This window comes from Polaromonas sp. P1_E3 (genome assembly GCF_056405935.1).
On sequence record NZ_JBFUBD010000638.1, the window covers coordinates 1 to 1,132 of the forward strand.

The 1,132-nt window shown below is 48.0% G+C and carries 2 protein-coding genes; both read left to right on the forward strand.

All coding sequences use genetic code 11. The annotated features are described in order from the left end of the window. Nucleotides 1–149 precede the first annotated feature (149 nt). Nucleotides 150–746 (forward strand): hypothetical protein, encoded by a 597-nt coding sequence (locus tag AC1D0Z_RS22400; RefSeq protein ID WP_477660346.1) that lies wholly within the window; start codon nt 150–152, stop codon nt 744–746. Beyond that, on the forward strand, nt 743–1,132 hold a 390-nt coding region (locus tag AC1D0Z_RS22405), incomplete at its 3' end, for a DUF262 domain-containing protein (RefSeq protein ID WP_477660347.1). The genes AC1D0Z_RS22400 and AC1D0Z_RS22405, both read left to right, overlap by 4 nt.

Sequence of the window (1,132 nt, forward strand, 5' to 3'; positions counted from 1 at the left end):
CTGTTGCTACGGTTCGTTGATGCTCGAACAGTGCAACCATTGCAGAACTGCTTCAGCCGGGGCCGAACCTTACTGATCAAGGTAAATTCTTCCGTTTTAATTGCCATACAAGTTGATACGATCCTTGAACTTAGCGTTCAAAGGTTCCCATGACTCAAGAGGAAGTAGCTGCAGACATCGCTGCTCGTATCGGCGTGTTTAGGGATTGCCTACTCGGCCAAGGAGTTGAGCAAGCCTTGGTCAAACATGTCATGCGGCACGAGTGCTCAATTATTGGGAATGATTTTGAAATTGGAGTGCGTGACTGCATCGCCACTCAATTCGGTGTAGCGATTGATTCTATTTTCGTTGTCGGTTCGGCGAAACTCGGTTTCAGTCCTAAGCCTGGACAGTACTTCAAGCATTTCTCGGACGATTCTGACATTGATGTGGCAATTGTTTCGAGAGATTTGTACGTCAGCATTTGGCATGAAGTAAACCAAATGGTGAGCGCTGGCGAATACTTCAACGTGGAGAAATTCAAGCACTACCATCTAATGGGATGGATTCGGCCCGATAAGATGCCCTCGGCTGATGAGTACCAGGTGTGCCACGATTGGTGGGAGTTTTTCCGTGAAATCTCCGGGCGGGAGGAATTTATGCGTACGAAAATTCGCGGYGGTCTTTACTATGACGAACGGTTTTTAATGCGTTATCAGCGAAATGGTTTGACTGCGATGCGAGAAACTCTGGCAGGTGCTGCATGAAAACATCCGCAACGAATCGTCGGATACATCAACTGATGTCGGCGCTGACAGACTCAAAGCTCAACCCACGCCCGGATTTTCAAAGGCGACTTGTTTGGACAAACGACGACAAGCTCGCGTTTATCAAAACAGTGCTTCGGGGTCTACCGTTCCCAGAGATTTACGTCTGCGCTGGTAGTTTGAATCCTGATACCGGAGAGGCCACTGAGTACCTCGTGGATGGACAGCAAAGACTTACAACCCTTCACCAGTATTTCAAAGGCAATAAGGCATTAAAGCTAAAGGAGCTTCCCGCCTATGCTGATCTTGATGTCCCGAAGAAGGAGGCTTTTTTAGAATACGAGGTTGTCGTGCGCGACCTTGGAAAACATCCAATCGAAGACATT